Genomic DNA, 26697 nt, shown 5'->3' on the forward strand with positions numbered 1-26697 from the left:
GACGGAAAGACCCCGTGAACCTTTACTATAGCTTGGCACTGAACATTGACCCTACATGTGTAGGATAGGTGGGAGACTTTGAAGCGGGAACGCCAGTTCTCGTGGAGTCAACCTTGAAATACCACCCTTGTAGTGTTGATGTTCTAACCTCGGTCCATGAATCTGGACTAGGGACAGTGCCTGGTGGGTAGTTTGACTGGGGCGGTCTCCTCCCAAAGAGTAACGGAGGAGCACGAAGGTTGGCTAAACACGGTCGGACATCGTGTGGTTAGTGTAATGGCACAAGCCAGCTTAACTGCGAGACAGACACGTCGAGCAGGTACGAAAGTAGGTCATAGTGATCCGGTGGTTCTGCATGGAAGGGCCATCGCTCAACGGATAAAAGGTACTCCGGGGATAACAGGCTGATACCGCCCAAGAGTTCATATCGACGGCGGTGTTTGGCACCTCGATGTCGGCTCATCACATCCTGGGGCTGAAGTCGGTCCCAAGGGTATGGCTGTTCGCCATTTAAAGTGGTACGCGAGCTGGGTTCAGAACGTCGTGAGACAGTTCGGTCCCTATCTGCCGTGGGCGTTGGAAGATTGAGGGGGGTTGCTCCTAGTACGAGAGGACCGGAGTGAACGAACCGCTGGTGTTCGGGTTGTCATGCCAATGGCATTGCCCGGTAGCTACGTTCGGAATCGATAACCGCTGAAAGCATCTAAGCGGGAAGCGAGCCCCAAGATGAGTCTTCCCTTGGACCTTGAGTCCACTGAAGAGCCGTCCGAGACCAGGACGTTGATAGGCAGGGTGTGTAAGCGTTGTGAGGCGTTGAGCTAACCTGTACTAATGACTCGTGCGGCTTAACCATACAACCCAGATGGGTTTCAGATGGTAGTAGATAGTCTTGAAGAGACCAGACTTGATTGAAGTGATAACTCAAGCTCGATAGAGCATCAGCTTTCTAAATTACCTGGTTCAGAATTGTATCAAGTACATCCATGTACTTGACCCTAACGGGCGCACTGAAGTGCGTGAAATTTTGTTCCGGACAAAATTTTGCTTGGTGACAATAGCGCTCTGGTCCCACCTGATCCCATTCCGAACTCAGTAGTGAAACGGAGCAGCGCCGATGGTAGTGTGGGGTCTCCCCATGTGAGAGTAGGTCATTGCCAAGCGCCTAATAAGACGAAGAGGCCACCCTAACGGGTGGCCTTTTTGCATTTGCTTTACCGCTCGATTATTTCAATTGCGTGCGGCAGTTGGCACTATTGCGGTTCAGAACTGAGTGAATTTGCTTTCATCGGTATAATCGGAGAAACGGAAGTGGAATGTCGTTTGGGTTGTGGTGCCTGCTGTATCGCCCCCTCTATCAGTAGCCCCATTCCGGGGATGCCTGATGGTAAGCCCGCTGGTGTGCGTTGTGTTCAGCTAAGCGATGACAACCTGTGCCTTATCTTCGGCCACGCCGACAGGCCTGACGTCTGTTGTGACTTTAAAGCCACGAGAGATGTATGTGGCAGCAACAATGCCGAAGCACTTTGGATTATTACTTCCCTCGAGACACAAACCAGCTGATTGTAGGTGAGCTAAATGCAACTGACCCGCTATACGGATTTTGGGATTCGCACCCTGATGTATATGGCTGTTCAACCTGAGCGGACAGCCCTGTTCCGGATTGCCGAGATCACTGAAGTATTTGATTTGTCGCCCAACCATGTATCCAAAATTATTCATCATCTGGGTAAAGCCGGTTATTTGCAGACCGTCAGGGGCAAGGCTGGCGGGTTTAGGCTTGCCAAGCCTGCAGCAGAGATAAACCTTGGTGCATTGGTGCGCGAGCTGGAGCATTCCTTAGCGCCGATCAATTGCAGCAAACCCGTTTGCAGATTGCTCCCAGCCTGCCAGTTAAAGGGAGTATTGGCGAATGCGGTGCAGGCATATCTGGCGGTGCTGGATCAGTACCAGTTGGCGGATATAGTGACAAACAGGGATGAACTGTTGGCGTTGTTGCCGGACTCGACTATTTCAATCTTACAGCTGGGCTAGTCCCTTGCTTCTGGGCGAGGCGATATGGCAGCAGCTCAGACGTAGGTACCAGATTTATCCCTTCATCCCGGAGCCGGTGTAGGTTGGCATTGAGGAATTTTACCGTTGCGGGATGAGGGTGAGCGATAGCCACTACAAATCCCTGCTGGTGAGCCTGCTCCATCATAAGTTTGAATTGCTTTTCCAGGCCGCGTTTACTGGTGTCATTATCGAGAAACACGTGGCGTTTAAGTAAAGGCACTCCCACCTGTTCGGCTTTAGCCCCGGCCTTGCTGTACCTGGTCGTTAAGCTGTCGACAAAATACAAATTGTTGTGTTTCAGCCGCTCCATCACCCACAGCATATGGCTGTCGAGCTGTGTCAACATGCTACCCATGTGGTTATTTGCCCCCTTGGCAAAGGGAATTCTCACCATGGCATCATCCACTTTGCGCTTGATTTCCTGTTCATCCATATCACTGGTAAGCCCGCCCTGACCCAAAGGTCTGGCGTTCAATGATTGCATGGGGAGGTGGAGCATGATCTCGTGGCCCCTTTGATGTCCTTTACTGGCAAGTTTGACGCCGAGGGGGCTCGATGGGATTACGGAAAGGGTAATATCTTTTGGAAGTGACAGGACATCCTCATCGGTATGACGATAACCGATATCGTCGATGATGATAGCCAGTTGTGCCCCATGGGCTGTAAACATACCTGCTGCAAGCAGCAAACCAATCAAATAGCGCACTAAGTTATCGTTATTATGTAGTTATTTTTGGTTTTCAATCCAGGCGATGGCCGATGCCAAGGTCTGATCTTCAAGTTGTGTTTTACGTTGTTCTGAGCCGATTATAGGCATATCACCCGCATCTTTAACAGTATTCTGAGCGGCAATTTTAATATCAGGCTCTATCCCTTTGGCATGAATATCATGGCCTTTTGGGGTGTTGTAATGGGCTATGGTCAACTTTATTGCACTGTCCATGTTAAGGGTGGGGATAAGACTTTGTACTGTGCCTTTGCCAAAGCTGGTCTCACCGATAAGCAGAGCCCTGCCATTTTCCTGCAGCGCCGCAGCAAGCACTTCCGAAGCCGAGGCAGACCCCTTATTGATAAGCACCATCATGGGCACATTGGTCATCAGGGTTTGGGGCGAGGCGAAGTAGTCAGAATTCGCATCGAAGTAGCGTCCTGAGGTTGAGACTATGCGCCCCTTTGCCAGAAACAGGTCCGCAATTCTGATGGCTTGGTCCAGCAGGCCACCCGGGTTATTGCGTAAATCCAGGATAAGTCCCTTGGGCGAATTCCATTGGCTGAGCTGCTTTACCAGATCTTCTGTGGTGTTGTCCTGGAAGCTGGTGAGCCGCACGTAGGCAATTTCACCCTCTAACCAACGTCCCTGAACTGACGCAACTGAAATGGTCGCAGGCCTCAGGGTGACCTGATAGCTGATTTTGTCACTGTGTTCCAGAGTCAGGGTTAGCGGCAGGTTATTCAGACTGTGGTAGCGGATTTCAGCGAGCACGGCATTGAGGTCCATGTCAGCCACTTGGTGCGAGTTGACGGCGATAATGGTATCGCCAGCGATAATGCCGGCTTTGTCAGCGGGAGAGTCGGAAAAAGGTGACACAATACGGATGAGGTTATCGTCAGACGCGATTTCGAAGCCGTAGCCGAAATATTCCCCCCGGTTTGTATCGCGGATATTGATCAGATCCTGATGAGACAGGTAGCCCGAGTAGGGGTCGAGCTTTTTGAACATGCCCTCGATGGCACCTTCGATAAGTTCATCCCTGCTTATCTGATTCACATAGTAGGTCTCAATGGTATCCATAATGTCTACCAGCAGAGGGTAGTCATATTGGCTGAGCACCGAGCGGGCGTTTTCCTGCCCGGAGAGGCTTACGGAAATGCCCAGCGCCAAACCGAACACCGTCGCGCCGAGATAACGGATGAACTGCTTCATAAAGGCCCCCTGTTCAGTGGGAGCCTGATATCAACGCCTGCAGTAGTTTGCCGGGTCGACAGCCTGCCCCTTGTGCCTTATTTCAAAGTATAGGCCAGGCTGAGTTTGACCACCGGAACGTCCTACCAGTGCGATGGTTTCGCCGCTGTTGACCGTGTCCCCAGGGCTTTTAAGCAGCGCCTGAGCATGGCCATAAAGGCTCATGTAGCCCTGGCCGTGATCAAGTACCAATACCATACCAAAACCTTTTAGCCAGTCGGCGTATATGACTTTTCCATCTGCAATTGCGTTTATGCTCTGTCCTTCCGGCGCAGAGAGCAGCACGCCTTTCCATTTGATTTGTCCCGAACGGGTATTGCCAAAGGCTTCACTTAAACGTCCCTTGGTTGGCCAGTTCAGTTTGCCACGCTGGTTACCCAGGCCTATCAGCTTAGGGCTCGCCTTAACTGCTTTTACAGCCTGTTCCAATACCCGTTTAAGGCTGGCCTCTTCTATTTGCAATTGCTCCAGTTCAGCGCCCCGAGAGCTTAAGGTTTTTTGCAGCTCTTTCAGTGTTGCCTGGCGCTGAGCCTGCTCTGACTCGAGCTTTTTCACCTGAGCTTGCTGCTCAATGGCCAGCTGACTGAGCTTTTCTTGCTCATCAAGCTGCTGTGCATGGTTTTGTCTCAGCTCATCCATGGTCTGTTTCAGCTCATTGATGGCCTTGATGCGGGCGTTATTGAGGTACTGGTAATAGGCCAGCATGCGCTCTATGGTGGCGGGGTTTTGCTGGCTCAGCAGCATCTTGGTGTAGTCGTGGTTCCCGGCAAGGTAGGCACTCGCCAGTTGTTTGGAGAGAGTCTCCTGCTGGGTGGCTTTCTGAGCGTTGAGGGTTTTACTGCGGCTCTTGAGGCCATCAAGCTTACCGTCGACGGCTTTGAGATTAGCTTGGGTGATTGCCATTGCCTTGGCGACGTTGGCGATGGCCTGCTCATCCTCTTTAAGCAGTCCCAGCAACTTTTCCCGCTGTTTACTGGTGTCTTTGAGTGCACTTTGTTGTTTGGCTATCTGACTTTGCAGTGATTTAAGCTCGGCCTGACGCCGCGCCAGATCATCGGCCTGGAGCGGCGGTGATAGCAAAAGAAAGCCAGCGATTACGCCGGCTTTCCACAGTAAGTGCTGTGACAAATGGCTTACTCTTTGATGGTGATGAGCACACGACCGGTCATTTCTGCCGGAATGTCCTGTCCCATAAGGTTCAGCATGGTGGGTGCGATGTCGCTCAGACGACCACCTTCGGCGATGCTGGCATCCCGTCCAACATAAATGAAGGGTACCAGTTCGCTGGTGTGGGCGGTATGTGCCTGGCCTGTCGATGGGTCACGCATCTGCTCGGCGTTACCGTGGTCGGCAGTAATAAGACACTCACCGCCTACTTTGGCCAGCGCGTCCACCACACGGCCTATACAGGTATCTACGGCTTCACAGGCTTTAACGGCGGCATCAAAATTACCTGTGTGTCCGACCATGTCCCCATTGGGATAGTTACAGATGATGACATCATACTTAGCAGATTCAATCGCTTCCACCAATTTATCCGTCAGCTCTGTTGAACTCATCTCGGGTTGCAAGTCATAGGTTGCTACCTTGGGAGAGTTAATGAGGATACGGTCTTCGCCGTCGAATGGCTGTTCTTTGCCGCCATTGAAAAAGAAGGTGACGTGGGCATATTTCTCTGTTTCGGAGATGCGCAGCTGCGTCTTGCCGCTGTTTTGCAGTACTTCACCCAGCGTGTTCACCAGGTCTTCCGATGGGAAGGCTATGTCGCCCTGAATGTCGCCGGCGTATTCGGTCAGCATCACAAAGTGCGTTTTTGGCGTTACGGCACGCTCGAATCCGGCAAAGGCAGGATCGGTAAAGCTGCGGCTGATTTGACGGGCACGGTCAGCACGGAAGTTCATGAAAATCAGCGCATCATTGTCGTTAAGGGATACGCTGTCACCATTGGCATCCACAATGGCTGTGGGCGCGACAAACTCATCGTTCTCGTCACGGGCGTAGGCCGCTTCCAGTGCATCGACGGCATTGGTGGCCGAGTGCTTGCCCTTACCCTGAGTGATGAGGTCATAGGCCTGCACGACGCGATCCCAACGGTTGTCTCTGTCCATAGCAAAGTAACGGCCAACGATAGAGGCAATACGGCCCGCGTTCAATGAGGCAAACAGTTCAGTGAAGTGCGCCAGGCTGCCTTTTGCACTGCGTGGTGGTGTGTCCCGGCCATCGAGGAAGGCATGCAGGTACACCTTGGTGGCGCCACGCTTGGCCGCCATGCGGATCATGGCTTCTATGTGTTCTTCGTGGCTGTGTACGCCACCGGGTGACAGTAGCCCCATGATGTGCACGGCGCCATTGGCGGCGATGGCAGCATCCACGGCTTTGCACAGGGCCGGATTGTCATCAAACTCACCATCTTCGATGGCTTTGCTGATGCGGGTCAGCTCCTGATACACGATTCGACCGGAGCCCAGATTGATGTGGCCTACTTCAGAATTACCCATCTGGCCGTCGGGCAGACCCACATCGTGGCCAGAGCCGGAGATCAAGCCGTTGGGGTAGTTGGCTTTCAGGTTATCCAGCACCGGAGTGTTGGCGTGGAAAATGGCATTGCTTTCCTGATCTTCACGATAGCCCCAGCCATCGAGGATCAGTAATGCCAGAGGACGTTTGGCTGTCATCTTGGAGTTAACCTCAAAATTGATAATTGGAAGAAGTGTTGGAATCGGAAAATTGTTCAAATATTACTACGACAGCTCCCGGGGGACAAAGGCATTTGCCCCGATTGCGACCATCGGCGGATTTTGTGAAAGAGTCGGGCTTATTGACTGACTGCCGGGGCGATTTGCTGCATTCTGGTGTCTTGATGGTATACTCACTGCCCACATTGTTTCAGGTATCCTTACAGACGGAATATCATGCAAGAATACATCGAGTTTTTCAGGGCAAACCCCATGCTCAGCCTGGCTTGGCTGGGTCTGTTTTTGGCTGTGGTGATTACAACCGTTAAGTCTATGACTTCCAAGGTGAAGCACATCAGCACCCAGGAGCTGGTTCAGCTGGTTAACAAACAAAATGCCAAGGTGGTAGACGTTCGCGGTAAAGAAGAATTCCGCAAAGGTCATATCGTCGATGCGATGAACATCAGCATGTCAGAAATCAAAAATAATCAGATTTCTGCCCTTGAAAGCGCCAAGAAGAGCCCCATTATATTGGTATGCAACGCTGGCATGACGTCTGCTCAGGCGGCGCAGTTGCTGGTTGCTCAAGGTTTTGAGCAGGTATACAGCCTCAAAGGCGGTATGGGTGACTGGCAAGCGGCCAACCTGCCGGTAAAGAAGCGCTAAGCACTGCACCACAGGTTGTTTGGGGAGCGACACTGACGTCGCTCTCGCGGGTACATCCGTTACCCTTTTAGTCGGCGAAGGCTTTTGAAGTTTTTTTAGCTGGCAAGATCTGAACCGGGACGGTACTGAGATCCTTTGCGGCCTCAAAAGCCCAGCCCATAACTATATGGCTTTCAATGAAAAAGCCGACTTAACAGATTGATTGATAGGTAGGAAATTATGGCTGAAGTAGCAAATAACGAACAACAAGCCCCACAGTTCAACATTCAACGTATTTACACCAAGGATGTGTCTTTTGAGACTCCAAACAGCCCGGCTGTATTCCAGAAAGAATGGAATCCAGAAGTGAAGCTGGATCTGGATACCCGCAGCACCAAGCTGGCTGATGACATCTTTGAAGTGGTTCTGTCTGTGACAGTGACTGCCAAAAACGGCGACGAAACCGCCTTCCTGTGTGAAGTACAACAAGCCGGTATTTTCCACATCGGTGGTTTGACCGAGCCGCAACTGGCGCATTCTCTGGGTGCATACTGCCCCAACATCCTGTTCCCATATGCCCGTGAATCTGTGGCCAGCATGGTTTCCCGCGGTACCTTCCCTCAGCTGAACCTGGCACCGGTAAACTTTGATGCTCTGTTTGCCCAGTACGTGCAACAGCGCGCCGCTGCTGCGCAGCCGACTGAAGAAGCCAACGCGTAACAAGCGATGAAAGACACTGCCGATATTACGGTACTGGGGGCGGGCTCTTATGGCACCGCCCTTGCCATTTCTTTGGCCAGTAACGGACACAAGACTTTGCTGTGGGGTCATGACCCCGAGCATATCGCCACTCTCAGCCGCGAGCGCTGCAACGCCGCCTTTTTGCCCGGAATAAGCTTCCCAGATTGTTTGGTGATGGAGGCCGATTTAGGCAAGGCGCTGGCCGCATCGCGCAACGTGTTGGTGGTGGTTCCGAGCCATGTGTTTGGTGATGTATTGCGTCAGGCCAAGTCTTTGCTCCGTGCCGATGCCCGTATCGTATGGGCCACGAAAGGCCTGGAGCCTGAAACTGGCCGCTTGCTGCAGGATGTCGCCCGCGATGCATTGGGTGATGCTTTCCCGCTGGCGGTTTTGTCTGGCCCCACCTTTGCCAAAGAGTTGGCCGCTGGCTTGCCAACAGCAATATCGGTTGCAGGCACAGATGCCGGCTTTACCGCAGATTTAGTGGAGTTACTCCATAGCCCCAAACGCCTTCGGGTGTATGCCAATGACGACTTTATCGGCTTGCAACTGGGAGGCGCAGTCAAAAACGTGATTGCCATCGGCGCCGGTATGAGTGACGGCATAGGCTTTGGTGCCAACGCCCGTACAGCGCTCATCACCCGTGGTTTGGTTGAACTCAGCCGCCTCGGCGAGGCTCTGGGTGCCCAGCAGGCGACCTTTATGGGGATGGCCGGTCTTGGGGATCTGGTGCTGACCTGTACCGACAACCAGTCGCGCAACCGTCGCTTTGGTTTGGCTCTGGGCAAGGGCTGTGATGTGAATACCGCCCAGAGCGAAATCGGTCAGGTGGTTGAAGGTTATCGCAACACCAAGGAAGTCTTCACTCTGGCGAAACGTCTTGGGGTTGAAATGCCCATCACAGAGCAAATCTACGCAGTACTTTACCAGGGCAAATCCCCGCTGGATGCCGCCAAAGAATTATTGGCCCGCGAGAAAAAATCCGAGACAGCTGCGGCCGATTAAAAGCCGTACTGAGGCCGAAAAAGGATGCTAGAATTGGCGTCCTTTTTTTATGTCCGGGAGTAGCAGGCGGATGTCGGAGTGCAAGCATCATCAGGTCATCATTATCGGCGCTGGAGCTGCGGGGCTTATGTGTGCCCTGACGGCAGGTTACCGTGGCCGGGATGTGCTGCTGCTGGACAACGCCAAGCAGCTTGGGCGTAAAATTCTTATCAGTGGCGGTGGGCGCTGTAACTTCACCAATCTGCAAACCCAGCCTTCGGCATATCTCTGTGCCAACCCACACTTTGTAAAATCGGCTCTGGCGCGCTTCACCCAGTGGGATTTTATTGCCATGGTGGAGCGCCACGGTATCGCCTATCACGAAAAGACCCTTGGGCAGCTGTTTTGCGATGAGTCGGCCAAAGAGATAGTGGAGATGCTGACCACGGAATGTGACTGGGCTGGCGTAAAGATTCAACTGCGCACCGAGGTGCTTACCGTGAGCAAAACGGAAACCGGCTTTGAACTGCACACCAGCGAAGGCCACTTCAGCTGCGAGTCTCTGGTGATTGCAACCGGCGGCTTGTCGATGCCAAAGCTTGGTGCGACCCCCTTCGGTTTCAAGCTGGCGCAGCAGTTTGGTTTGCGGGTGCTGCCTACGACCGCTGGCTTGGTGCCCTTTACCCTGCAGCCGGAAGACAAGAGCCACTTTGAGTGTCTGGCCGGGGTGAGTTTGCCGGTGACTGTTACCTCGGCTTCTGGCCAGTCCTTCTCAGAGGCGCTGCTATTTACTCACAGAGGGATTTCCGGGCCTGCCATATTGCAAATCTCTTCATACTGGAAACCGGGAGAAGCTGTGAGCATAGATCTGTTGCCCGGATTGAACTTTGTCGATTGGTACAAAACAATCAGTATTGAATCACCAAAATTGTCAATCAAGAATGCGCTATCTCGATTGCTGCCGAAACGGTTTGTGGAGCGGTTACAGGAAATAGGTGCCATTCCAGATAAGGCACTGAATCAGTTTTCCAAGGCGGAAGTGGAGGCCTTGGCGGACTATTTTGCCAACTGGTCCATCGCTCCAGGTGGCACTGAGGGTTATCGCACAGCCGAAGTGACTCTGGGGGGCGTCTGTACCGATGAACTCTCTTCCAAAACGCTGGAAGCCAAGGCCTGCAAGGGGCTCTATTTCATTGGGGAAGTGGTTGATGTTACCGGCTGGCTCGGCGGCTACAATTTTCAATGGGCGTGGAGCTCAGGTCATGCTGCAGGGGAGGCTGTTTAACAGTCTTCCGTTTTACGTTTTTACCTTTCCGGCCACTGGCAAGCTGCGAGGCCTCTCATAGGGTTGTGATGGCTTTGCGTTGTCTGTGTGTTGCCCACTGAGGCTTGAAGGTGCCCCTGCTGAATGGGGCCAAGCCCAACATGCTCACCTTAATCACCTCTGCCACAAGTGATTCAGCAAACTGATGAAAACAGGTAAGCGGTGTCGCGGGGCTTTGCTTTTTTCAATTCTTACCACCTGATTTACAACATTAAATTCTTTAGTTACTCCGCGCTGGCGGATTCAGTGAGGGCTGAATTCCTTGAAAGCTTAGGTGTGATTCCTCGTCTTCTGAAACTTACTCCCTATTGCTTCTGACTCTGCTCGGGCTGCTTTCCTTTTTACTGTTCTTCTGAGCGCTGGCGTTATATGACTATGCATTTAGCCATGCCTTCGCTGTGGTAATACGTCGGGAGTTGGCATTTTCCCAATAAAATAAAGGCGTTTACCCATAGGGTTCTGTATCTGCTGCTACACTTTTTCAGACAGGGAGTAACAGGGATGCAGCTCAGGAGCAGACAGTTGAGATGATGGAGCCTTACACAGTACTCGTCGTTGACGATGTTAAAACCAACCTGATGATAATGGGCCAAAGTCTCAAGGGACTTTACCAAATTCTCGAGGCAAGTAGCGGCGCCCAATGCCTGAAGCTCGCCCGCAGCGAGCCTCAGCCCGATCTGATTTTGTTGGACGTGGTAATGCCTGACCTCGATGGTTATGAGGTTTGCAGAGCGCTAAAGAGCGACCCCGCAACCGCTGAGATCCCCATCATTTTCGTGACCGGCAAAGACTCTGATGAAGATGAGCAGTATGGGCTGGAGCTCGGTGCCGTCGATTACATCACCAAGCCAATCAGACCGGCCATAGTGCGCGCCCGGGTCTGCGCCCACATACAGCTCAAGCAGCAGCGAGACAGGTTGCAGTCAATGGCGATGCACGACCAACTCACCGGGCTATATAACCGTCACTTTTTGATTGAATGCGCATCACAACGTTTGGCCAGGGTGGCACGCCATCGTAATCCCATGACGCTGGTGTTAATGGATGTGGACCATTTCAAGCGGGTAAACGATAACTATGGCCACCATGTTGGCGACAAGGTACTGATTGAGGTTGCCCGCTTGCTCAGCACCAACATGCGCCGGGAGGATGTCGTCGCCCGTTTAGGAGGGGAAGAGTTTGTGATGCTGATGGACTGTAGCCTCGATAATGCTGCTGCCAAGGTTGAGCATCTGAGACACCTGCTGGAGGCTTTAGAGCCAGACGGCATTAAAGTTACCGGCAGCTTTGGGTTGGTAGAGGCAAGCCCCTATAACGCTGACTTCTCCCATTTGTTGGTGTTGGCCGATGATGGGGTGTATCGCGCCAAAACACAGGGACGAAACTGTGTTGTGTGTCACCGGGCTGAGGCGCCGGCCCTGCGGGGCAAGGTCTCGACTGATTAACGGGGTGCCAAGGCATGGGAAGAATTTGTCTGTTGCTGATGATCGCTCTGCTGTTTTGTGGTTGCAGTGAGCCCAAGGAAAAAATCATCATCGCCATCAATCCCTGGCCGGGATACGAGGTGCTTTACCTGGCTCAGCAACAAGGCTTTTATGAGGCTGCGGGGCTCAATGTGGGATTTGTCCAGGTGGCGACTCTGTCTGATGCCCAGCGCGCCTATCTGTCCGGTAGGGTTGCTGGTTTTACCAGCACCATGATTGAGGCAGTCCAGGTTGAGGCGTTTGGAGGTAAACGGGTCAAAGTAGTATTGGCTGCAGACTACTCTGATGGTGGCGATGTGATACTCGCCAAAACAGAGTATGGCGATATTCCTTCTTTAAAAGGCAAAACCATAGGCTGTGAGGTGAGCTCGCTGGGAATTTTTATCCTCGCTAGGGCCCTGGCGGCCAATGGCCTGACATTGGATGACGTCACTGTGATGAATGTTGAGCAGGGTGATGGTCCCCGCCACTTGCAGCTTGGCCTTATCGACGCCATGGTTACCTATCCGCCTTATTCTCTGGCCGCCATGAAGCAAGAGGGGGTGCATCAGGTGTTTTCTACCAAGGAGATCCCCGGCGAGATACTCGATACTTTGTCGATTTCCGCCGAAACGCTTGCCCGTCACCCAGACTTTGTTCCCAAGCTCAGAGTGGTATGGCAGCAGGCACTGGACTACGTTCAAGAGCATCCCACTGAAGCGATAGCCATTATGGCACGGCGAGAAGGCATCCCCCCCGAAGAGTTCAGGCAAGTACTCAATGATATCCATTTGTTGAATACCAAAGAAAATCAGGTGATGTTCGATGACATTGCCGGATTGGAAAACATGGCAAGATCCGTGTGCACTACGTTAAGGAGGATTGATGTGCTGGAGAGTGATTGTAGCCACGTTATTGGAATGTTTGATATTGCCGGGAGCCGTTGATGAAGTGGCTTGGCGGCGGCAAGAGTTTGGGTTACAAGCTGAATATGGCTACGGCGTTACTTGCCATAGGCGTGTGTTTGCTGGTGGGACTCTATTATCAAAACGATGTCAGTGAACGAATTCGGGACGTTGCGCGACACGAGATGGCCGACTTGGTCAATAGTCTTAATCTGGCGCTTGAAACCAAAGCCAATCGCAGCGATGTGCAGCGTGTAATGGGAGCGTTATCAACCAAGGAGTCCATTCGCCGTATCAGTCTCATCGAAGGCGAAAAAATTACCGCCGATAATCACGCTCAACATATTGGCCGCACAGTGGCCGAAAGTTTTGGCAGCCAGGTTCAACAACTCATCCGTAACACTCGCACCAAAAACAGCGACGATCCCTTTTTGGAAAAAGACGGTGTAATCCACCAAACAGCACTCCTGTACCTTATCTCCCCCGAGCGTCAGCGACTGAGACCGTTTGTGCTTTATGTTGCTTATGATCCCGCCGCCCTTGAACAGGCCGCGCAAAAGGGATTTATGGAGTTCATCCTGATCCAGTCGTTGGGCTTTATGTTGTTGCTGTTCATCAACACCCTGGTGCAACAGAAGGTAGTACTCGGGCCCATTAATGCCATTCGGCGTCAGATAGAGGCCGATCCCCAATCGGAACTTGCGCTCAAAGCCGACGATGAGTTGGGCCTGCTGGTTGAAAGCTACAATGCCTCAATTCGTCAGCGCATAATGCAGGCCAAAGAGCTGGAGGATTCGCGCCGTTACATAGACACAGTCATTAATGTTATTCCGGTCCAACTGGCGTATGTGGATGCCTCACGCTGCTACCGTTTTATCAATCGTCGTTATTTGGTTTGGCTGGGCAAAAGTGAAGCTGAGGTTTTGGGCCGCTCAGTGACAGACGTGTTGCCCCCACCGGTCGAAGAGTTGATAGTGCCTTATCAATTGAGAGCGCTGCAGGGGAATCAGCAAGTATTCGATGCCGAGTTTGACGACAAATACTTTCAGGCAACCTATGTTCCGGATGTGACCAATGATGGCGAAGTGGTGGGATTTTTTGCCTGTGTGGAAGACCTGACGCCCATCAAAGCCAACGAGCGTAAAATTGAATCTTATGCGTTGGAGTTGGAGCATAAAAACGCCGATTTAGTCGAGGCACGGGAAAAAGCCGAGGCGGCATCCAGGATCAAAGCGGATTTTCTCGCGTGCATGAGCCATGAAATACGCACACCCATGAATGGCGTGCTTGGTATCCTCTCTTTGCTGGAGAAAACCGAGCTGTCGATTCAGCAAAAACATTATTTGGATGTGGCTTCTACCAGCGCCGAATCGTTACTGACCCTGCTCAACGATATTCTCGACTTTTCCAAGATCGAATCAGGTAAGTTTGAAATTGATGAGGTGCCATTCGATCTTATTCAGTTACTGGATGACTTTATCCAGCCCTTTGCGATTCGGGCCGAAGCCAAAGGGTTGAAGCTGTTGCTGGACATTTCCGGTATCCATCTGCGTTGGGTGCGAGGTGACCCCGGCAGGATCAGACAGGTGTTGGTCAATTTGGTGAGTAATGCCATTAAGTTTACTGAGGTCGGCTGGATAGCCGTGCGGGTGCAGGCGTCTGAAGATACTGCAAACGGCGTGTCACTGATGGTGAGTATTGAAGACACGGGGATTGGGATATCCAAGGACAAGCAGGAAGTACTGTTCTCGCCCTTTACCCAAGCCGACTCTACGACTACCCGCCATTTCGGTGGTACCGGACTTGGGCTTTCAATTGCCAAACGTTTGTGTGAACTCATGGATGGCGATATTCGGGTCATCAGTGCTGAAGATGCCGGCAGTACCTTCAAGTTCCATTTACGGCTTAAGTCCGAGGCGGCTTCAGGTGCCGAGTGGCCGCCTGCGCTGAATTGCCGCGCACCTTTGCTCGCGGGCGAGCTTGGTGCTTCTGAGCGAATGTTGTTCGAATTACTCGATTCATGGCAGTTAAGGCCAGCACTTCTGGAATCCAATACGGAGTTGGCACAAACGCCGGCGCTGGCGGCTGCGGATTGGCTCATTTATTCGGTACCAGAGCACCTGGTGTCTATCACACAAGAGCTGCAAAAGATGGCGGCATTCGCCACCGAAAAAGGGCTTAAGTTTTTAGCCATCATTTCCCACAGACAACAGATTGGATTGGCCCCCACAATCTTAAGCAGTTGCCACTATCTGTGTCGGCCTATGCAGGCACTTAAGCTGGTGGACATATTAAGCGATAGTGATGGCAACGACGTGGTGTTGCCGGATGACACACAAAGCCAGCTCAACGATTCAGCCCAGATACTGCTGGTGGAAGATAATAAGGTGAATCAGATGGTCGCTCTGGGCATGCTCAGAAACCTTGGGCTTAAGCATGTGGAAGTGGTCACCAACGGTTTGCAGGCACTTGCGGCACTGCAACATCGGCAATACGACCTTATTTTGATGGATTGCCTGATGCCGGAAATGGATGGCTATCAGGCCACCCAAGCAATTAGAAAAGGTGAGGCTGGACAGAAACATAAAGATATCAAAATCGTCGCTATGACAGCCAATGCCATGAAAGGCGACCGGGAAACCTGCCTTGAGGCAGGTATGAATGATTATATCGCCAAGCCACTACACCAAGCGGAGGTTGCCAGGGTGCTCGAGCGCTATATTCCCCTCGACAGCACATCCTGTGCACCGTCAAACCCTTTGTCGGCAGACACCTTATTGTTTGACCGTCACTGTGCCCTTGAGCTGATGTCTGGTGATAGCGAGCTGCTGGGTGATATCCTCAAGGTGTTTGCCGAAGAAATGGCCGTGTATCTCGAGGCGTTTGAGAGCGCCATGGGCCGCAGGGACTTCGCAGCGGTGCGCACTGCCGTACACGCCATCAAGGGGGCTGCGGGCAATCTGTGTATGTCGCCGTTGGCCGGGGTCGCCAAAGAAATGGAAATGGCCGCCCGCCGCCTGGATTGGGTGTACCTGGAGGCGCATCAGGCGGAATTTATCGACGTATTACGACGTACACTGGAACAAAGCCAATTGCCGACAGCATAATTTGACCATGGTCGTCTTATTTGGCGAAGAAACTTGGGTGTGCCGGTGAATATGTTATTTTAGGCAACTGTTAAGTTGCCGTACCGGCAGCCATTTCTCGCCAGAAGGAAGCTCTCATGGCCAAAGCCAAAATCGGGATTGTTACCGTCAGTGACCGCGCAAGCGCCGGCATTTACGAAGACCTGTCGGGTCACGCCATTATTGAAACCCTCAATGCCTATCTGACCAGCGAATGGGAAAGCCTGTATCGTGTGATACCGGACGAGCAGGCCGACATAGAGGCGACTCTGATTGACCTGGCAGACAATGAGGGTTGCTGCCTGATTGTCACCACCGGTGGAACCGGCCCCGCAAAACGGGATGTGACACCGGAGGCCACCGAGGCCGTGTGTCATCGCATGATGCCGGGTTTTGGTGAGCTGATGCGGGCCGAATCGCTGAAATTTGTACCCACAGCTATTTTGTCACGGCAAACGGCAGGTCTGCGGGATGACACGCTGATAGTGAATCTGCCCGGCAAGCCCAAGTCCATTCGTGAATGCCTGGATGCGGTGTTTCCGGCCATTCCTTACTGTATTGACTTGATGGACGGTCCTTTCCTGGAATGCGATGAGTCAGTTATCAAGCCATTCCGCCCTAAAAAGTAGGCGATTAGGGCAAATGAATACTGCCATGGTCAGGAGAGTCGCATGCATGCTGCTGGCCATGGTGGTGATTGGCTGCAGCTCCCGCCCCGAGCGAGCGCCGCCTGAGGCGATACAGGTAAGTCAGCCGCTGTCTCAAGCGCGGCTCCTCGCGTTCTACAGTGAATGGCAGGGCGTGCCTTATCGCCTTGGCGGCATGAATAAGCGCGGTATCGATTGCTCCGCTTTCAGCTTTTTGGTTTATCGTGACCTTGCCGGATTGAGTCTGCCCCGCACGGTCGAGGATCAACTGGCCCTGGGGCGCAGGGTATCAGAGGATGAGATACAAAGTGGCGACCTGGTGTTTTTTAAAACCGGCTGGACACTGTGGCACGTTGGGGTTTCTCTTGGGGACAGGCGCTTTGTGCATGCATCGACCAGCCAGGGCGTGATAATTTCCACCCTCGATAACGGCTACTGGCAGCAAAAATTCCGCCAGATACGTCGATATCATTGAGAAGAACCAACACAAGACCAATTCCTTGGTCCCGGGAGAGATATCAGGGCTGCGGAAAGCGGCAGCCAATGGCGAACGCCACCAAATCGCTTGGTGCCTCGGCGAGTAGATTCAGCGGCGTAGAGGAAATTATCAGCGGATGGTCGCTGCTCAGCTGGATGTCACCGATACTGACCTGGCCACTGCGCAGGAACACCCCGTAAACACTCGCGCCCGCTTCGGCAGCCTGATGCCAGCGCTGATGTTCAGCCAGTTGTTGCCGGCTTGCCAATTTCAGTCTTCCCTTGGGCACAAACAGGTTAAAGTCTTCCACCACAGCCGTTGTCAGTTCGGCATGCACACTCAAACCACCATCGAAGGCCCAGGGACTGCTATCGGCGTGCTGAACCCGGGCTTCGGACAGAGCGTTGCCACTCAACTTCATGGCACCTTCCAATACAAGTAGCAGGCGATCGTAACCACTGAAATCACTGAATTGACCGGATTGTTCAACCCGGGCACAGCTTAGACGGAATTCAAAGTCACGGGCAGCCAAACTGCTGCCTTTGGGGTGGATAAGCAGCTGAGTTGTGCTGCCACCGGCCCAATCATTGGTCACGAAATCTTTGGCTGCCACCAGATGTATCGGCATTGGGTTTCCTTCAACCGCATGTCTTAGAGGAATTTTTGAACGTACCAACAGCTGGCGTGAATGTCGAGCCCCTGCTTCCTGGCCCATTCCAGCCCGTAGCGGACCAGTTTTTCGGCCAGACCTTGCCCCCTGAGCTCAGGAGGAACGAAGGTGCGATTGAAGTCGATACAGTCACCCTGGCGGTGGTACTCCAGCCTGGCTTCCACGCCGTTGGCCGCTAATAAAAATACCTGATTGGTTTTATCGTGGATCACAGCATCCATGTTATGCCTTGTTATTACGCTCACGCTTGCGTTGTTCTTTATAAGTTTTGGCGGAGTCAGGCAGTGGGCTGACTTTACCGGTTTCGAGCCATTTTTTCAGGCGTCCGGCATCGCCGAGGTGGGTTTGTTTACCGAAAGAGTCGAGCACCACAAAGGCCACATCCCGTTTGGCCATCTTGGTCAACATCACCAGGCAGTGTCCGGCGGCATCGGTGAAACCGGTTTTGGTTAAGCGAATGTCCCAATTGTCTTTGTTGACCAGTCGGTTGGTGTTGTAAAACGCCAAACTGTATCTGGGTTTGCCAAAGGTTACCGACTTACTTGGTGTCGAAGAGAGCTGGCCCAGTAGAGGGTAATCCTGCGCGGCCTTGAGCAGCTTCACCAAATCGGCGGCGGTAGACACGTTGTGTACCGACAATCCTGTGGGCTCAACAAAGCGGGTGTTGGTCATACCCAATGCCTTGGCCTTGGCATTCATCGCCTTCACAAAGGCCTGATATCCTCCGGGGTAATGATGGGCAAGGGTGGTGGCGGCGCGGTTTTCCGACGACATCAGGGTGAGCAACATGGCTTCTTTACGGCTCAGGGTGCTGCCAAGCCGGATGCGGGAAACGACGTTTTTCATCTCGGGGTTGTCTTTGACTTCAACCGCGATTTTTTCCCCGAGCGGGAGCTTGGCATCCAGGGTCACCATGGCAGTCATCAGCTTGGAGATCGAGGCAATAGGAACAACCTGATGGGGGTTACTGGCATAGAGCACTTCGTTGGTTTTGGTATCGACCAGGAGTGCACTGTATGAAGCCAGTTCCTGAGTGGGTTTGGCGTCTGATTTTACCGCGCCCTGAGCACTGGTCGCCGAGAGCAGGCCGAGCATCAGCAGAGGGCTGATGTACTTGAACAATTTGGATTTCATGCGCAATGCCAATGATAAAGTGATTGTTTGCTTGCCGTCTGCGCGGCAATACCTCAAGTGTAATCAAGGGTGAGACAATCACAAGCCGTCAAGGTTCGCTTTTTGAAAGATTTTTCAGCGTTGCCAACATTTCTGACGGCATATCGGCTTTGCGTCCCAACTTGAAATCAAACATCACCGCAATGGAGCTGCCGGTGGTGGTGATGGCCTGTTGAGCCTCGCTGAATACCTCGTAGTGCAAGGTAAAGCGATCCGGGTGTATATCGCTCACCCGCACACCCACATGCAACACGTCCGGATAGGTCACGGGTCGCTTGTATCTGGCCTGGTTTTCGCTGATCACGGGGCCAAGACCATGGCGATACATGCTTTCCAGCGGGAAGTGCTGTTCAAAAAAGCCGATGCGGGCGGTTTCGAAGTAGCGGAAATAGGCTACGTTATTCACGTGCTGCAGGGCATCCATTTCGCCCCAGGCAACGGTGATTTTGCTGATGTGGGTACAGAGGTCTGAGACAGATTTCATAATTCAAACGATTGTTTAACAAAATTCGAGCTTAACAGGGGTCTGCCCGGTGCTCAAGAACAACAAAAACGCCCCGCTGTGCGGGGCGTTTTCAGAACCATGAACTTATTCGAAATTAAGTTCGCTGAAGCTCTGAATAATCCGGTACTTACCGGTGCGCTGAGAGGGTTCGCGCACCATTTGGCACGTGATCATGCCAGCGGCTTCGGCGGCTTTCAGCTCTTCAACCACATCGGAAACAAAGAGGATCTGCCTTGGTGTCAGGCTGATGGTGTTAACAATGTTGGCATAGGCCTGTTTGTCGAGCTTGTTGCCGGTGCGGGTATCGAAGTGGCCATTGAACAACTCGGTCAGATCGCCGCTGTCGCTGTGGCTGAACAGCAGCTTTTGGGCATCCACTGAGCCTGAAGAAAAGCTGTAGACCCGTAAACCCTGGGCACGATAGGTTTTTATGGCATCGATAAAGTCAGGGTAAATGTGTCCCTTGAACTCATCGTTGGCATAACCCTGCTTCCAAATCAGGCCCTGGAGGGTTTTCAGCGGCGTCACCTTACGGTCTTCGGCAATCCACTGCACCAAAATCTCGGCCACTCGATCGATGTCGGCATCGGTTTCGAGGGCGATATCACGCACATCGCCGATGCAATAGTCCACCAATGGATTGTGCTGATGTTCGCGCAGAAAATCGGCCATGACTTTGGCGGAGTAAGGGAACAGGGTTTGCTGAATAAAGTTGAGATCCGTGGTGGTGCCGGCGGTGTCTACGACTATGGCTCTGATACCCATGATATTGATACTCCACTAACTGCTGCCAAAAGACAGTGCCCAAGATGCAGGCAGATCCTAAAGTGAATTGCGCCCCTTTGCCAGAGAATTCGGTCAGTTGAACGGCTGAAATCCCTGTGGCGCTGGCCCCGATGCAGACTTTTCAGTTGCGATGCCCTGGCTGCTACTTTAGCTTGAACGCGGATAAGGATAAAAAAACGCCAATACAGGACATTCAATGAGAATAATCATCACTTTATTGCTTGGCAGCTTGCTGAGTGTTTGTGCTCTTTCGCCACAGGTTCAGGCGGCAGCACGCCTTTCGTCAGACTCGATTGAGATTCGCTCGCCGCTGCTGGGGGATGAGCCCGCCACCTTTACTATCACCTTGCCTGCAAACTATGGCGAAGATAACACCCAGAAATACGTGCTGATGCTCGACTGGCACCCCCGCGCACAGCCGCTGCTGGCAGGAATGCAGGACTGGATGAGTCACAATGGAGGCTGGCCGTGGGTGGAAACCATAGTGATCACTCCGCCCAATGGCCATCAAGGCTTGGGCAAGCTTAAATCGGCAGCCATTGAAACCGGTGATGAAGCTCTGCTGGATTTCGTTGAACGAGCACTGCTTCCCGCCATTGAGGCCAAATACCCAACCAATGGCTTTAAGATAGTCAGCGGCTTTACCGGCAATGGCGGCCTGGTGTTGCACGCATTGCTCAGGCGGCCTGCGCTGTTCAACGCTTATATCGCCATCAGCCCGGTGCTGAGTGAAGACTTTGCCAAGGTGTTGTCGCAGGCGAAAAACCGGCTTAAAGGCCTGGATAAATCCCTTGCCGGCAAGACCCGCTTTTTGCAACTCTCCACCAGTGACAGCGATTTTGAGCGTGGCGAGCTGGACGCCTTCGCCGAGCTGGAAGCTGTGCTCAAGGCCAATGCGCCAGCCAGCCTTAAGTGGCAAAGCCTCAGGTTCGATGGCAGCTATTACATGACTCAGCCGGTGCTGGGCGTGGCCCGTGGCATAGAGTTTGTGTTTGACGAGGTGCATAAGCCTCTGGCTGCCGACAGCGCCATCAGTCGGCAGGGTGTAGCCGCAATCCTTGCGCATTACCTGCGTCTGTCCAGGGAGGTTTATGGCTTTGATGTCTCAGCTGAGGGGGCCTTGATAGCGCTGGCCAAGGCCTCGTTGCCGGACGCACCGCAACGGGCGATGGCGGTGCTGACCGAGTCTGTTACAGCATTGCCGGGCAATCACAGCCTTAAGTTTGAGCTTGCCACCATCCAGGCATCCTTGGGGAAAAACAAGGATGCAGCCGGGCAGCTTGAGCAGGCGCTGACGCTGACCAATCATCCCTTCTGGCAGCGTCATTACCAGCGAATGCTGATTCAGCTCCGGGCAAGCAGGGAGGGCGAATCGGTTCGGCTGAGCTTGCGAGACTAATATAAAGCCCCGCAGAGCCGGGGCTTTCATCCTACCACCCTAAATCAGCCTTGCTGTGTGCCCTGTGTGGAATGGCGTGTTGAATGGGGCACGCTTGGGTTTGGATACAAACTCAGCAATATGGGTCAGGCAGGGGTGATTGAGATTTGGCACACTGGGGCCGTCGAAATGCAACCCCTTTTGGGGACGGGGGAATACAAGGGTGCCTGGAGAAGTGAGAAGCGAGCGCAGAAAGTGAAGTCACTACAGAAGTCATCAAGTTCAACTGTAACGCTTGAAAGTGCCCTGGCAGACACTGTGCCGACTGGACTGGACCCAAGACTTGCAAGGGTGTGTGACTACATCAGCCGCCATCTGGATGAAGAACTCAGCCTCGAGCGTTTGAGCCGGGTGGGACACTTGTCGCGATTTCACTTTCATCGGCTGTTTGCAGCCGGGCTTGGCATTCCGCTGGGGCGCTTTGTGCAGCTGCAACGGCTGAAACGGGCGTCGTTCCGCCTTGGGTTCGAGCATTCATTGCGGGTGCTCGATATCGCGTTGGAGGCCGGGTTCGATAGCGCCGAGGCCTTCAGCCGCGCTTTTAAGCGTGAGCTTGGTCTCAGCCCTTCGGCATTTCGACAAACACCTGACTGGGTGCTGTTGCACTCGGTGATGGAGCTTATCAAGGTGCCCCAGCGAGGGTTAACAGGAGCCAACATGGACATAAAATTGATTGAGATGCCGAGCCTGTCAGTGGCCTGGCTGGAACATCAGGGTAATCCGGCGCGGGTGCTGGATACCAGTGCCCGTTTTATCGAATGGCGCAAGCAAACCGGGCTGTCACCTATAGCCAGCTCGCGCACCTTTGGCATTCCCAATGGCGACCCGGCCACCATGCCGGCCCAGGATTTTCGCTTTAAGGTAGCGGGCAGTATTAATGTGCCCGTACCGGCAAATCCACAGGGCGTGGAAAATGGTGAAATCGCTGGTGGCCGCTACGCCGTTATCCGTCATCTTGGCAGCCAGGCGAATATGGATACCAGCATCTACAGCTTTTTCCGCGACTGGCTGCCCCACAGCGGTGAAAACGTACGGGAAGCGCCACTGTTTTTCGAATACCTGAACTTTGTGCACCAGGTAGACGAGTGCGACCTTATCACAGACATTTATGTGCCACTGAACTAAGACCAAGGCCGCTCTGCGTCGCGAGCGTTTCAGCATTGCTATGCAGAGCGAATTTCAGAATAGGCAAAAACCCCGCTACAGTGAGAAACCCTGAGCGGAGGGAATTTGCCGATAATCGGAGGAATGGGCGGTTAAAAGGTTAACCCCGTTTTTGCAGCACGAAGAACTGATAGCCAAACTGGCCGAGGAAGCGGCTGAAAATACCAAGCTCCCGCTGCACATTGGCTAACGCCTGCGAGCCTGCCAGCTGCTCTGAAACCTCATCCACCCGCGCTGCCAGTGGGCCGGTAAAGCTCTTCCAGGCCTCATTACTGAGGCTGAAGCTGTCAATAACCTCAAAACCCGCCGCCTGCATTTGCGCCATTCTCGCCTCGACTGAGGTCATGGCGGGGTAGTCCTGCTGCCAGAAGGCCACGGCCTCAGGTGCTTTGTCGTCTGTCAGCCACACCAGATCGCTGAGGACCAGCACGCCGTTATCGACCAGCAACTTACGCCATGACTTGAGCGCCTGCTCGACCCCCATGATATAAGCGCTGCCTTCGGCCCAAATAAGATCGGCGCTCGCCGCCGGTAGTGGTATGTCCGTCATGCTGGCGCACAGGGTGCTGACCCGGCTGGCCAGATTGCGGTGCTGAAGGTGCTGTTGCAGCTCAGTGAGGGCGTCTTCCTCGTTATCGATGGCGGTGATGCTGGCTTTCGTGTGCTTCGCCAGCATTCGGGTCGCAAGGCCTTTGCCGCAGCCTATGTCGAGAATCCGTGTTGGCGTCAGCGGCACGGATGCCAGCGCTTTTAAGGTGTCGGCCTCGCTGCCCGGCGCCCAGCGTGTCAGCGGGGAGAAAATCTGCATAAAGTCGGCCATAAATTTGTCGTGTTCGTTCATATCTTTAGATAGCCATGTCAGGTGCAGCGCTTCTTTTTCGCTGAAGCCCTGGGTTTGTAACCAATCCAGATGCGCCTCGGGCGCTTCCTTTGTGAGGGACTCGTGCCACGCCTTCAAATCGCCTTCGCCCAGAAGGGCTGCCAGCAAAGTCCGCGAAGCCTGCTTTTGGGCAATGTCGGCGTCCAGCTCGGCAAGCCGGGTTTGCAGCAGCGCTTTGTCAATGCGTGCATCGAGGCAGGCCAGGCACTCTTTTAAGGTGAGACCGCCCGCCTGCAGCTTTTGGATCAAGATCAGTCGCTGCAGGTCATTTTCGCTGTATACCCGATAGCCGTTATCCAATCGTCTGCCGCGGATAAGCCCCTGTTTCTCGTAATACAGCAGGGTCGATCGCGATAATCCGAACTTTTGTGCCAGTTGTGAAATACGCAGTGTCATCGGCTGCTTCCGTTTTTGTTGTTTGGGAACCGGCTATTGGAGGCTATGGTTCTCGTCGAGATACGAAAACTTAAACTATGAAGCTATAGACAGGTCAACAGCATGTGCGGCTTTTTTGATAATGAGCGGCGCGCTCGCCCCGGTGCGAAAATGCAACAGGTGTGTCGATAATCTATCCATCCTGTCTACCGCAGGCATTGCGGCAAAAGCGGAGGTGGATAATCATTAAGCGCATGATATTGATGAAAAAATGTGAGGCGTGAGTGTTTTTTTGAAGTCACTGGCTGTACCCTGCTTGCTGCTGTGTACTAGCGGTATGGCGTTCGCCTTACCTTTTTCAGGATATCTGGCTGCTCTTCCACGAAAATCTGCGTGCCGCGCCGCGCATCCAACTCTCGATGGACGCCTGCACCGCAAGCGTGATTTGATAGCAGGTCGCCTGACTTAGCCTGGTATTTGTTGGCACCTGAGTTACGCCTTTTCTAGCAGTACTCTGTCATTGGTTGGTGTTTTGTTTAATTTGTGTAAAATCATGGGCTCACTCAGTGGTAGCAGTGATTTATATATATGGTTCTGCTTAAGGACAAGCCGTTGATGTTGTTCGAGGTATAACCCTGACAGACGCTGGTTAAGGATGATGCTAGATGAAAGTGATGATGACCATAGTGCTATCGCTTATATGGATGTGGGTGAGCCCCACCGCCCACGCCTATACGCAATTAACAAAAGACGACTTTATCAGTGACCCTCTCATCTACGACGCCGAATTTTCACCGGATGGTCGTTATCTGGCGTTTATTCGCCAGGCAGGTAAGAGCCGCGATGTTGTCATCCGGGACTTTTCTCAGGAAGGGGCGCCTATCACCGGGATATTGCAGGATGAATTTATTCGCGCCGACTCTATTAGTTGGGCAAATAACACTCGGGTGATTGTGAATCTGATGGTGCCCTACGAGCGTATCTCCAAATTAAAAAAGAAGGCGGAGAAAGACCCGGAGTTCGACCTCGATGAGTACGATTACTTCAGGCGTTCCATTTCCATGGATGTGCACTGTCAGGATAGGGTGGTGCTGCTCAACCATAAAAAATACAGCCGCAAAAACTTAAACCTGTCCAGAGTCAGTAACCTGCTGGTGGATGACGAGCAGCATATTCTTATGCCCGCCTGGGGCCATAAAGGCCTCGAAATCATGAAAGTGAATGTGTACACGGGGAAGGGTGAAGTGGTGCTGGAGGGCGGAAGGCGCACCTACAACATTTTAACCGACAAACAGGGCCAGCCTACGTTCAGGCTGGACTATTACTATTACAGCCGCAGTGTGCAAGTGTACGAATACACTCAGGAAGGCGAATGGGTTCCCATCGACCGTATCTATTTCGAGCAAAATGAAGATGGCGAATTCGACTTTGAAGGCTTGGTAGGTATTGGTAAGGAAGGCGAGCTGATATACCGCAAGCGCAATGAAACGAGCGGCTATTATGAAATCGTCAAATATAAAAAAGGCAGCAAAGAGAAGCAGGTTGTCGCCTCGCTGCCTGAAGAAGATATTTACTCTCCCATGTTTGACGCCTTCACCGGCGAATATCTGGGTTACCAGGTGCAGCGGGACCTCATCCGTAATGTGTATTTGGATAAGAGTTATCAGGCCCACTACGACAAGGTGGCTGAAGACATAGGGCACAGCAACTTCTCTTTCTGGGCTTCGAGCACCAGTAAAAACCGTGTGGTGGTAAAAAGCAGCGGTGCAGACCATCTGGGCAAATTCTATGTTTACGACTACAAGACCCAGGCCCTGACATGGCTGGGGGATGTACATAATCAACTGGTGCCCGAGAATCTCGGGTTGCCCGCCAAGGTGAATTACAGTACCAGAGACGGGCAAAAGCTGCGTATGTACCTGCTATTCCCACCCAATTATGACGACACCAAAGCCTACCCTATGGTGGTGTTACCCCACGGCGGCCCACAATCCCGTGACAGTGCCAGCTTTGATTTCTTCGCCCAGTTCATTGCTACCCGGGGTTATATCGTCATACAGCCAAACTTCCGCGGTTCTACCGGTTATGGACTGGAATTTGAGAAAGCTGGCTACAAACAGTGGGGACAGCGGATGCAGGACGATGTGTCAGACGCCGTCACCTACATGACCCAAAATGGCTACGCGGATAAGTCCAGGGTGTGCATTGTGGGGGCCTCCTATGGTGGTTATGCCGCGCTGATGGGCGCCATTAAAACCCCTGAGCTGTACCGTTGCAGCATCAGTATTAACGGGGTGACCCACCTTAAAGATCAAATCGCGTTTGACGTGGATTCCGCAGAAATAAACGAAGACAGAATTGAAGAGATACTCTACGAACGCATTGGTCATCCCATCCGGGACGCCAAAATGTTGGATGACAATTCACCGGCGTTACTTGCATCAAAAGTGAGCTTACCACTGCTGATTATCGCCGGAGACAGCGATCAAATCGTGCCCTACACCCAGGCTGAAGTCATGGTTGAGGCACTGGCGAAGTCGAAGAAAGACTTTAAGTTTGTCGAACTGACAGACACAGGCCATAACCCCTTTATCCTGAAAGACAGCGCCGCCAAGGTGTATCAGGAAGTTGAGCAGTTCCTGAAAACTCACCTTGGGGAATAGGAGCTGCGGGCTGGGTTTTGTTTGAGTGGTGTGGATTAGCG

General features: G+C 52.9%; 24 protein-coding genes and 2 rRNA genes (1 of these 26 only partly in view). 16 read left to right on the forward strand and 10 right to left on the reverse strand.

Annotated elements, in window-relative coordinates; translation table 11 throughout:
• The 4 genes from SAMA_RS00275 to SAMA_RS00285 form a co-directional block, all read left to right on the forward strand.
• A 23S ribosomal RNA gene (locus SAMA_RS00275) occupies positions 1-853 on the forward strand (it extends 2041 nt beyond the left edge of the window).
• A 191-nt stretch (positions 854-1044) separates the two neighbouring features.
• A 5S ribosomal RNA gene (rrf, locus tag SAMA_RS00280) occupies positions 1045-1160 on the forward strand.
• Between the two features lie 148 nt (positions 1161-1308).
• Positions 1309-1560 carry a YkgJ family cysteine cluster protein gene (locus SAMA_RS19025; protein ID WP_011758178.1) on the forward strand — a complete coding sequence of 84 codons (252 nt, stop codon included), beginning with the start codon at positions 1309-1311 and terminating at the stop codon, positions 1558-1560.
• 15 nt (positions 1561-1575) lie between these two features.
• Positions 1576-2031, forward strand: a complete 456-nt coding sequence (locus SAMA_RS00285; RefSeq protein ID WP_011758179.1) for an Rrf2 family transcriptional regulator — start codon at positions 1576-1578, stop codon at positions 2029-2031.
• Here the strand turns inward: SAMA_RS00285 and SAMA_RS00290 are convergent.
• Genes SAMA_RS00290 through gpmM form a run of 4 tightly spaced genes read right to left on the reverse strand, consistent with a single transcriptional unit; the run spans position 2006 to position 6690 of the window.
• Positions 2006-2758: a divergent polysaccharide deacetylase family protein gene (locus tag SAMA_RS00290; RefSeq protein ID WP_011758180.1), complete on the reverse strand. Its 753-nt coding sequence runs from the start codon at positions 2756-2758 to the stop codon at positions 2006-2008. The genes SAMA_RS00285 and SAMA_RS00290 overlap by 26 nt on opposite strands.
• 21 nt (positions 2759-2779) lie before the next feature.
• Positions 2780-3976 carry a S41 family peptidase gene (locus tag SAMA_RS00295; RefSeq protein WP_011758181.1) on the reverse strand — a complete coding sequence of 399 codons (1197 nt, stop codon included), beginning with the start codon at positions 3974-3976 and terminating at the stop codon, positions 2780-2782.
• A 30-nt stretch (positions 3977-4006) separates the two neighbouring features.
• A complete protein-coding gene (locus SAMA_RS00300) occupies positions 4007-5143 on the reverse strand; it encodes a murein hydrolase activator EnvC family protein (protein WP_011758182.1) in 1137 nt (378 codons plus the stop codon).
• Positions 5144-5148: 5 nt separating this feature from the next.
• On the reverse strand, positions 5149-6690 hold the full coding sequence (gene gpmM, locus SAMA_RS00305; protein ID WP_011758183.1) for a 2,3-bisphosphoglycerate-independent phosphoglycerate mutase: 1542 nt from the start codon (positions 6688-6690) through the stop codon (positions 5149-5151).
• A 237-nt stretch (positions 6691-6927) separates the two neighbouring features.
• On the opposite strand from gpmM, the gene SAMA_RS00310 reads away from it, so the two are divergent.
• The 9 genes from SAMA_RS00310 (at position 6928) to SAMA_RS00350 (ending at position 16999) form a co-directional block, all read left to right on the forward strand.
• The gene (locus tag SAMA_RS00310; protein WP_041409561.1) at positions 6928-7356 is read left to right on the forward strand and encodes a rhodanese-like domain-containing protein; all 429 of its coding nucleotides are present in this window, start codon (positions 6928-6930) and stop codon (positions 7354-7356) included.
• Positions 7357-7575: 219 nt separating this feature from the next.
• Positions 7576-8055 (forward strand): protein-export chaperone SecB, encoded by a 480-nt coding sequence (gene secB / locus SAMA_RS00315; protein WP_011758185.1) that lies wholly within the window; start codon positions 7576-7578, stop codon positions 8053-8055.
• Positions 8056-8061: 6 nt separating this feature from the next.
• Complete coding sequence (gene gpsA / locus SAMA_RS00320; protein WP_011758186.1) at positions 8062-9081, forward strand: NAD(P)H-dependent glycerol-3-phosphate dehydrogenase; 1020 nt, start codon at positions 8062-8064, stop codon at positions 9079-9081.
• A 70-nt stretch (positions 9082-9151) separates the two neighbouring features.
• The gene (locus SAMA_RS00325; RefSeq protein WP_011758187.1) at positions 9152-10345 is read left to right on the forward strand and encodes a BaiN/RdsA family NAD(P)/FAD-dependent oxidoreductase; all 1194 of its coding nucleotides are present in this window, start codon (positions 9152-9154) and stop codon (positions 10343-10345) included.
• Between the two features lie 566 nt (positions 10346-10911).
• Positions 10912-11829: a GGDEF domain-containing response regulator gene (locus SAMA_RS00330; RefSeq protein ID WP_011758188.1), complete on the forward strand. Its 918-nt coding sequence runs from the start codon at positions 10912-10914 to the stop codon at positions 11827-11829.
• Between the two features lie 14 nt (positions 11830-11843).
• The gene (locus SAMA_RS00335) at positions 11844-12794 is read left to right on the forward strand and encodes an ABC transporter substrate-binding protein (protein WP_011758189.1); all 951 of its coding nucleotides are present in this window, start codon (positions 11844-11846) and stop codon (positions 12792-12794) included.
• Positions 12794-15859, forward strand: coding sequence for an ATP-binding protein (locus tag SAMA_RS00340; RefSeq protein ID WP_011758190.1), 3066 nt, complete (start codon positions 12794-12796; stop codon positions 15857-15859). Before SAMA_RS00335 ends, SAMA_RS00340 begins: the two co-directional genes overlap by 1 nt.
• A 116-nt stretch (positions 15860-15975) precedes the next feature.
• Complete coding sequence (mog, locus tag SAMA_RS00345; protein WP_011758191.1) at positions 15976-16506, forward strand: molybdopterin adenylyltransferase; 531 nt, start codon at positions 15976-15978, stop codon at positions 16504-16506.
• A gap of 13 nt (positions 16507-16519) precedes the next feature.
• Positions 16520-16999 carry an NlpC/P60 family protein gene (locus tag SAMA_RS00350; protein ID WP_041409564.1) on the forward strand — a complete coding sequence of 160 codons (480 nt, stop codon included), beginning with the start codon at positions 16520-16522 and terminating at the stop codon, positions 16997-16999.
• Positions 17000-17042: 43 nt separating this feature from the next.
• Here the strand turns inward: SAMA_RS00350 and SAMA_RS19030 are convergent, their stop codons facing one another.
• The 5 genes from SAMA_RS19030 to mtnC form a co-directional block, all read right to left on the reverse strand.
• Positions 17043-17630, reverse strand: coding sequence for a HutD family protein (locus SAMA_RS19030; RefSeq protein ID WP_011758193.1), 588 nt, complete (start codon positions 17628-17630; stop codon positions 17043-17045).
• Positions 17631-17653: 23 nt separating this feature from the next.
• The gene (locus SAMA_RS00360) at positions 17654-17893 is read right to left on the reverse strand and encodes a GNAT family N-acetyltransferase (RefSeq protein WP_011758194.1); all 240 of its coding nucleotides are present in this window, start codon (positions 17891-17893) and stop codon (positions 17654-17656) included.
• A gap of 1 nt (position 17894) precedes the next feature.
• A complete protein-coding gene (gene pbpG / locus SAMA_RS00365; RefSeq protein ID WP_011758195.1) occupies positions 17895-18806 on the reverse strand; it encodes a D-alanyl-D-alanine endopeptidase in 912 nt (303 codons plus the stop codon).
• Positions 18807-18894: 88 nt separating this feature from the next.
• Positions 18895-19329: an acyl-CoA thioesterase gene (locus SAMA_RS00370; protein ID WP_011758196.1), complete on the reverse strand. Its 435-nt coding sequence runs from the start codon at positions 19327-19329 to the stop codon at positions 18895-18897.
• Between the two features lie 105 nt (positions 19330-19434).
• Positions 19435-20115, reverse strand: a complete 681-nt coding sequence (gene mtnC / locus SAMA_RS00375) for an acireductone synthase (protein WP_011758197.1) — start codon at positions 20113-20115, stop codon at positions 19435-19437.
• Between the two features lie 217 nt (positions 20116-20332).
• On the opposite strand from mtnC, the gene SAMA_RS00380 reads away from it, so the two are divergent.
• Together SAMA_RS00380 and SAMA_RS00385 are read left to right on the forward strand one after the other, a co-directional pair.
• Positions 20333-21535, forward strand: a complete 1203-nt coding sequence (locus SAMA_RS00380; protein WP_011758198.1) for an alpha/beta hydrolase-fold protein — start codon at positions 20333-20335, stop codon at positions 21533-21535.
• Between the two features lie 297 nt (positions 21536-21832).
• Entirely contained in the window at positions 21833-22699 is an 867-nt protein-coding gene (locus tag SAMA_RS00385; protein WP_011758199.1) for an AraC family transcriptional regulator, read from the forward strand.
• A 139-nt stretch (positions 22700-22838) separates the two neighbouring features.
• Here SAMA_RS00385 and SAMA_RS00390 read toward each other — a convergent pair whose 3' ends face one another.
• Positions 22839-24014, reverse strand: coding sequence for a MerR family transcriptional regulator (locus SAMA_RS00390; RefSeq protein ID WP_011758200.1), 1176 nt, complete (start codon positions 24012-24014; stop codon positions 22839-22841).
• A 644-nt stretch (positions 24015-24658) separates the two neighbouring features.
• On the opposite strand from SAMA_RS00390, the gene SAMA_RS19035 reads away from it, so the two are divergent.
• Positions 24659-26656 (forward strand): alpha/beta hydrolase family protein, encoded by a 1998-nt coding sequence (locus tag SAMA_RS19035; RefSeq protein WP_011758201.1) that lies wholly within the window; start codon positions 24659-24661, stop codon positions 26654-26656.
• Positions 26657-26697 lie beyond the last annotated feature (41 nt).

This window comes from Shewanella amazonensis SB2B (assembly GCF_000015245.1).
GTDB lineage: Bacteria > Pseudomonadota > Gammaproteobacteria > Enterobacterales > Shewanellaceae > Shewanella > Shewanella amazonensis.